Source organism: Peribacillus sp., from assembly GCF_059453735.1.
On sequence record NZ_JAZVJO010000288.1, the window covers coordinates 1 to 7,289 of the forward strand.

7 protein-coding genes and 1 riboswitch are annotated in these 7,289 nt (G+C 38.3%); of the genes, 2 read left to right on the forward strand and 5 right to left on the reverse strand.

Annotated features, from left to right (window positions below):
• The 4 genes from AC52RT_RS09220 to AC52RT_RS09235 form a co-directional block, all read right to left on the reverse strand.
• Window positions 1–379, reverse strand: a 379-nt coding sequence (locus AC52RT_RS09220; RefSeq protein ID WP_495540463.1) for a methyltransferase, incomplete at its 3' end; no start/stop codon positions are given.
• Between the two features lie 583 nt (window positions 380–962).
• Entirely contained in the window at window positions 963–1,457 is a 495-nt protein-coding gene (locus AC52RT_RS09225) for a hypothetical protein (RefSeq protein ID WP_495540464.1), read from the reverse strand.
• A 140-nt stretch (window positions 1,458–1,597) separates the two neighbouring features.
• Complete coding sequence (adhP, locus tag AC52RT_RS09230; protein ID WP_495540465.1) at window positions 1,598–2,623, reverse strand: alcohol dehydrogenase AdhP; 1,026 nt, start codon at window positions 2,621–2,623, stop codon at window positions 1,598–1,600.
• Window positions 2,624–2,902: 279 nt separating this feature from the next.
• Complete coding sequence (locus AC52RT_RS09235; protein WP_495540466.1) at window positions 2,903–4,546, reverse strand: SWIM zinc finger family protein; 1,644 nt, start codon at window positions 4,544–4,546, stop codon at window positions 2,903–2,905.
• 126 nt (window positions 4,547–4,672) lie between these two features.
• On the opposite strand from AC52RT_RS09235, the gene AC52RT_RS09240 reads away from it, so the two are divergent.
• A complete protein-coding gene (locus AC52RT_RS09240) occupies window positions 4,673–5,050 on the forward strand; it encodes an SLAP domain-containing protein (protein ID WP_495540467.1) in 378 nt (125 codons plus the stop codon).
• 147 nt (window positions 5,051–5,197) lie between these two features.
• Window positions 5,198–5,276, forward strand: a riboswitch (glycine riboswitch).
• 106 nt (window positions 5,277–5,382) lie between these two features.
• Window positions 5,383–6,723 carry an amino acid permease gene (locus AC52RT_RS09245; protein WP_495540468.1) on the forward strand — a complete coding sequence of 447 codons (1,341 nt, stop codon included), beginning with the start codon at window positions 5,383–5,385 and terminating at the stop codon, window positions 6,721–6,723.
• Between the two features lie 110 nt (window positions 6,724–6,833).
• Here AC52RT_RS09245 and AC52RT_RS09250 read toward each other — a convergent pair whose 3' ends face one another.
• Entirely contained in the window at window positions 6,834–7,010 is a 177-nt protein-coding gene (locus AC52RT_RS09250) for a hypothetical protein (RefSeq protein WP_495540469.1), read from the reverse strand.
• Between the last annotated feature and the right edge of the window lie 279 nt (window positions 7,011–7,289).

Here is a 7,289-nt window from a genome sequence, read left to right on the forward strand (position 1 = left end):
AATAAAGGCGATTATCTTCAGGTTTGATTTGGTACTTTTGCGCATAACAGCAGTGAAACTCAATTTTCTCTTTATCCGTGTCGACCTTTTTCAAATAATTTTTCCGATTATCCATAGCCTCTTCATAAAGCAGCTCATTCATATCAATTCCGACTACTGTTGCATCATACACATAATTAATAAAAAAATTCAATCTCCCTTTTCCACACCCAAAATCAACAATTCGGTCGCTGCTTTTTAATTCATACTCCTCAAATAGTGTTTCTAAAGCACTAAAAGGGGTTGGCTCATAACGATGGTTATGAAAAGATTTATTGAACCCCTGCTGAATACCTCCAGTTTTAATATTCAGCAATTTATCATAATAATGATCTCTCATGAATTCACTCCTTTAATCCTCCTAAGACATACTCTCTTTCTAAAGTATACACGTTAAGCAGCGTTCCTTCTCATCAATAAATAAAAACTCCTTCTATATAGGGAAGGAGTTCCAGACTGTAGACAAACTCAGGTGAGATTTAAAATCGAGATGTTGATTTCCTTTCCAGGCGTTTCGCTTTCCGCGGGCGGGCGGTGAGCCGCATCAATGCTCACGCTCCTGCGGGGTCTCACCTGTCCCGCTGTTCCCGCAGGAGTCTTCACGCCTTCCACTTCAATCAACCGTATTTCTAAAGTTAATTTGGTTAAAACCTTGCGATTGAAAGGGCTATCCTAGAACAAATTCAAGAGGACACAAGTGATTTAAAAAGCGGATACTATGTCAATAAAGAACTATAAAATAACAGTAAGCCTATTAAAAACCATGATTTGCCTCGATAAGCAGGAAAACATCCATGAAATATGTTAAAAATATCAAAAGAGGTTCGGTATGAAACCACTCCGAACCCCTTTTGTCTACAAACTGAAACTCCTTCTATATATGGAAGGAGTTCTTAACTTATCGATATAGCCGGATAAAAAACTTAAAGATTGATTCCTATCCAAAGGATATCATTCTTAATTTCACACGATGTAAACGTGCCAAACGGAAATTGCCGCACAGGTTCAAATGCATTTAAATCCATGATGACCTTGCCTTGATTATAAGTTAGAAAAGTAGATTTTTTAAAGATAGCTTTTTTAATCCAGTCTTGATTTACTGGTGTCATATTAATAATTTTAAAAATTACTTTTCGGTCCGTTACCTCTATGGGTTTGACTTCAAAGGTAAAATTAATGGTCATTAGTAATTTATTGGCTGTTCCGCTGATGATTGCCGTGTCATCAGTAAAGGCAACCTCGACATTATTTATACCATCAAAGTCTTGGTCTTTAAAAAAATAGAGAAAAATCTCTGGTCTCACTGGAATTTTAATACTATTGGCAGCTGCTTTCTTTTTTGTTTTTGAACGAACTCTGGCCCCATTTTCACTCCGTTTACTTACTGGTTGGTTTTGCTTATTATCTGGGTTCCTCATATCATTACCCCGCTTCTTTATTTTAAGTATAGATAATGCATATTCGAATAGAGTCTCATTGTTGCTAAAAAAAATAAAAAAAGACCCACCATTCCGGGCAGCCGGAAATGATGGGCCAGTATTTAATTTAACATTGTAAATCATTCATGCTTATGCATATCAATAACCATCCGTCCATTGATTTTACCTGCTTCCATTTCTTCAAAAATATCATTTATTTCATGAAGACATCTTGTTTCAACAATTGGAACCACTTTTCCCTCTGCCCCAAATTGGAATGCTTCTTCCAAGTCTTTACGAGTGCCGACCAAAGATCCTACAATTTGAATGCCATCAAGCACCGTCTTTACGATTTCTAGATCCATCGTTTCTGGCGGAAGACCTACAGCCACTACTTTGGATGCCGCACGAACACAGTTTACAGCTTGATTGAAGGCTACCTTAGAAACGGCTGTGACAACTGCTGCATGGGCTCCTCCGACTTTATCCTGAATCCATGCTCCAGCATCACCATCTGTAAGTGGATTGCATACCAGATCCGCTCCTACTTCTTTTGAAAGTTCTAACTTATCATCATTTATGTCTATAGCAATAACTTTTGCATTAAATACATGTTTCGCATACTGAATGGCAAGATTGCCTAAACCTCCACAGCCAAAAATGGCTATCCATTGGCCTGGTCTTATATCAGCCACCTTAATTGCTTTATAACAAGTTACCCCAGCACACGTAATACTGCTAGCCTGTGCAGGATCTAACCCCTCAGGTACCTTGACAGCATAATCAGCTTGTACGATACACTGCTGTGCCATTGCCCCATCAACGCTAAAACCAGCGTTCTTCACGCTTCGACAAAACGTTTCTCTTCCAGTCAGACAATATTCACATGTTCCGCATCCTTGATAAAACCAAGCAATACTTACACGGTCTCCAACCTTTAAACTCGTTACATCATTAGCAATCTCTTTCACGATTCCAATACCTTCATGACCGGGTACACGCCCAGGAACTTCACCGAAATCTCCCTTAACAACGTGCAAATCAGTATGACAAACTCCGCAATATTCAACATCCACTAGTGCTTGTCCAGGCCCAATTGTTGGTACCTCTCTATCTACTATCTCTACTTTTCCAGGATTAATTGAACTTACTACAGCTGCTTTCATCTAAATTGTCCCCCTCAGTAAAGTATATTGTGAATCATTTCACAAACTTATTATATACTTCTTAAATATGAAAAACAATACATATAATCTTATTTTTCGCTATCCTACCATTTAAAAACATTATTTCACAGAAAGTGATGTCAATTCCCTCTTATCTATCGAAAAGGAATAAAAAGTCTATAGGAAGTCGTTTCTCATGGATTGGGGACCGCCATCATCATTTAACTAATACAAAAAAGGATAGCCTGACCATTTTGCAGTCAGCTCTATCCTTCTCTATTATTTTAATTTAGTTAACTCATCGATAAATGCGGGTCGATTTATGTGATTCTGTTTCAAATGCTCTATTAATACTTTTGCTCGATCAGCTCCGCAAACCTTATTATACGTATTGATTATTTTACAGACTTTGCGGTACTTCTTCCTATCGGATGCTTTAACCGCTTCTGATTCGATAAATTGTCTATATAAGTCATCAACTTCATTCGGAAATTCATTTTTAAGATATGGATAGAATTGTTCAATATAATATGGTTCTCTCTTACAATAGGCTAATAGCTTATCTGTCAACTTCTCTTCTATTAAAATTCTTGTATATATAGTGGGAAGGTTTTTCTGTTTTTCAAAAACAGTTACTATGCCATCTCGTACTGAAGGCCATTCGTCAGGATCGTACATACTTTTTAGCTTAATAAAGTATTCATAATCGTTCCCGTACACCAACTCAAGCGTTAATTCCCGCTGCTTATCTATCTCTCCAAGACCTTCGTAAGCTTCGATCTGATACTGCTTCCATTTCGTCACTAGACCAGAGTACTCCTGATCAATTAGTTGACCTTCCAAACATAACTTGAGTACTTCATTGTATTCCTTTTTATTTAGGTAATATACAATAGCTTTTTCTCTAAAAGCACTAAGTTCAGTATGATTAAGAATAAATTCAAATGATGGTATCTCTCCGTCAAATCGATCAATTAACTGCCATTGCAGGAGCTTAAGTCGTGTGGTTTCATACTTAGTATCCCACTTATCTCCCTTTACTGCCTTCAGCATTGTATCCAGCCTTTTTTCTATCTTTTTTCTTCTAGCAGGCGTATCACTTACATAAATACCTATTTCCAATAGTTCGGCTTGCCAATCGCTCCATCCCTCGTAACGCTTAAGAGCAGCTTCTTTTAGCAGTTTCGTAAATAGATTATTTTTTGTATTGTCATCTATTGAGCCGGACGCAATCGCCTCCTTCATAATGGCGAAGCATTCATTTATAGCCATGCTCGGATCTCCACCGGAATCATCGCAATATTGCAGCATGTCAACAACAACTGCTAGAGCAGTTACGCTGAGCAAAACAGCATTTTCAGGGTCGTTTAATACTTTTCCCCACGCTTTTTCTAATACTATTTGTACACCCTCTAATGCAGGAGAAACATCATTCCAATAAATAAATCCACCATGTTTATGGCGATTGATGTAATCCTTCATCAGCTTCTTACTAGAACTGATTTCATCATCATTTGTTGCAAACTTATAAATGAGTTTTTTTTCAATCTCAGGGTAATCATTTGCCAAGTCCACAATGATTGATATCAACTCTTTATTTGAAAATCCTGAAATCATTGATTCGAGTTGTACTTCAGAAACAGAAGTAAGTATACCCGCACGCTTGTCTCTTATCCCATAAAAGGCTGCTGTTTGATGCTTACAAATATCCCCTTGATCATACGGACAATTACAAGAAGAATTGATTATCAAGTCATCTTTTACAACAACATCCACTTTATATGATGCTGATCCTGTAACATGAATAACATAATGGTTCTTCTTAACTTCCTTAACTGTTGTAATTCGTCCTTTATCTACGTAGTCCTTGCCTCGTACCACAATTATCGGATCAACCATCTGTTCAAAATCAGAAAGCTTCATTAAATCGCCCCCTCGTTATACAAACTAGCATACCATATCGGTCTTAAAGACGTTGCCTACAGGTCATGGTAGAGCATGTGATATTATAGTAAATAAATCGAAGTCACAGAAAAGAGGGATCAGTAGATGCAACAACTTAAGTTTGAACCATCATGGGACAAAGCTCTGTCTTATAAGGATCGGATCATGTTCCAAGAAGTATTTACGGAAACATGTGTATCGGATACTAATCGTACGCAGCTAGTACCAGTTTGGCATGCAACGAATTATAAGGGCGAATTATTGATCACTGTTCTGATTCATAATTTCACTAACCATAGCCTTACCTTTCATAACACTAAAATCCGTTATATCGAAGAAGGTAAAGTGGCAGCTGAGCATACATTCACCCATCCTTCATTAATCATTGAACCAGAAGTAAGTATGCCCTGGACGTTTATTTTTCCTGTCGAATGTCTGAATAATCCGGTAAACCCAAATGGCAGGTTAGAGATTATATCCTAAATCGTATTTGACCTGAACCAAAATCAATGATAAAATTTATTAATATTTTATCGCTATATTGATTACTCAGAGAGAAAAATCTCTGCCTAGTCATTCATTTACAACTTCATACTGTAAGCGTTGAATGTTATGGATCACACTATAACAGGAGCAGCTTCTGGAGTGACTGTACATAGTGCAGCGCCGAAGGATTCATAATCTCAGGCAAAAGGACAGAAGAGTAACGAATAATTGTTATTCTTAAACCTTTGAGATTGGTAGATTCCAGTCTCTTTTTTTATTGTCTTTTTTGAGTTTACAACGAAGAATTTTATACAACGGAGGCGTACAGATTGGCTAAACAAGAATTAAAAAGAGATTTAAAAAACCGGCATGTACAACTCATTGCGATAGGCGGCACCATTGGTACTGGCCTGTTTTTAGGATCTGGAAGGGCCATACAATTGGCTGGTCCCTCCATCATCTTTTCCTATTTGATTATTGGGATTTCCTTATTTTTTGTAATGAGGGCATTAGGAGAATTGCTTTTGTCCAATGCAGGATACACGTCCTTTACCGAATTCGCAACTGAATATATTGGGCCATGGGCAGGGTTCGTAACAGGTTGGACATATTGGTTTTGTTGGATTATGACCGCAATGGCCGATATCATCGCTGTTGGTGTCTATATGCAATACTGGTTCGATATTCCTCAATGGATACCAGCTCTTGCATGCCTGGTTATCTTATTATGCTTGAACCTATTGACTGTTAAGTTATTTGGAGAATTGGAATTCTGGTTCTCACTTATTAAAGTCATCACCATTATTGCCTTGATTGTTATAGGCATTGTCCTTTTAGTAATCGGGTTCAAAACAAATACAGGAACCGTTTCTGTCACCAATCTTTGGAGTCATGGAGGCATGTTCCCTAACGGTGTTTCTGGATTCCTGCTTTCCCTGCAGTTAGTCGTCTTTTCCTTTGTTGGTGTTGAGTTAGTTGGAGTAACAGCTGCAGAAACAGCTAACCCCAAGAAGAATATTCCTTCGGCCATTAATAAAATTCCTGTCCGGATCTTATTGTTCTATATCGGTGCAATTTTCGTTATTCTCTGTGTAAATCCATGGACACAGCTTGATGCTGCGAGCAGTCCATTCGTTGAGGTGTTTGCTCTAATTGGTATCCCTGTTGCTGCAGGTATTATTAATTTTGTTGTATTAACCTCAGCGGCTTCTGCTGGTAACAGTGGGTTATTCTCAACCAGCCGGATGCTATTTACGTTAAGCAACAATAATGAGGCGCCTGCTAAATTTGCTAAATTAAATAAACATGCTGTCCCAAGCAATGCCTTGATTACCTCAACGGTTGTTGTCTCGATTGGCGCTTTGCTCAGTAAAGTAATCCCGGAACAAGCTTTTACAGTGGTAACCACCATCTCAGCCATTTGTTTCATTTGGGTATGGAGTATCATTTTAATTTCTCATATTAGATATACGAAAACCCGACCAGACTTAAGAGCTGTCTCAACATTTAAAGCTCCCTTTACGCCCTTTATCAATTACGTTGTTTTAGGATTATTCTTGTTTATTCTTATCGTGATGCTGTTTGCAGAAGCTACACGTTTATCCCTATTGATGACCCCATTCTGGTTTATTCTATTAGTGATTCTATATAATTATCAGAAAAACAAGTGAAAATAGGGTACCCCAAATTTCGGGGTACCCTCAGTTTGTCGACAAAAGAGGTCAGGAATGTTTCATTCCGGACCTCTTTGAGTTTTGAACACTTTGCTTATAAAGACTGTTCATGGCATCTTTCTAGGCCGGCCTACTTCCAAATACAGATCATCCTTGACCAGATCAGAAATGAAAGAAAAATCCAGGGCTTCTTCCAAATGGTACTCGGGAACAAGCTGGTCTAATGCGACCATTTCAAGCTGACCACGTTGAATTAAATGGGTTTTCGAAAGGATCCTTATCAAGTTTATTTTAAAATAGAACGGATTTGACTTTTGAGATTGCATTTAGAAAGGCAGTTGATTGCAGTGGAAGGCGTGAAGACTCCTGCGGGAATAGCAGGACAGGTGAGACCCCGCAGGAGCGTATGCGATGAGGAGGCTCACCGCCTGCCCGCGGAAAGCGAGCCGCCTGGAATGGAAATCAACACCCCATTTTAGAAGAAAAAAAAGAAAACTTTAGACAAGACTCGATTTTCATCGAGTTTGTCTACAGTCTGCAGGTACCCCATGTTTTGGGGTACC

Excerpts from the sequence above, each read along its gene's own strand:
- adhP (WP_495540465.1), bottom strand. The coding sequence starts at position 2,623 with ATGAAAGCAGCTGTAGTAAGTTCAATTAATCCTGGAAAAGTAGAGATA.
- AC52RT_RS09235 (WP_495540466.1), bottom strand. The coding sequence starts at position 4,546 with ATGAAGCTTTCTGATTTTGAACAGATGGTTGATCCGATAATTGTGGTA.
- AC52RT_RS09240 (WP_495540467.1), top strand. The coding sequence starts at position 4,673 with ATGCAACAACTTAAGTTTGAACCATCATGGGACAAAGCTCTGTCTTAT.
- AC52RT_RS09225 (WP_495540464.1), bottom strand. The coding sequence starts at position 1,457 with ATGAGGAACCCAGATAATAAGCAAAACCAACCAGTAAGTAAACGGAGT.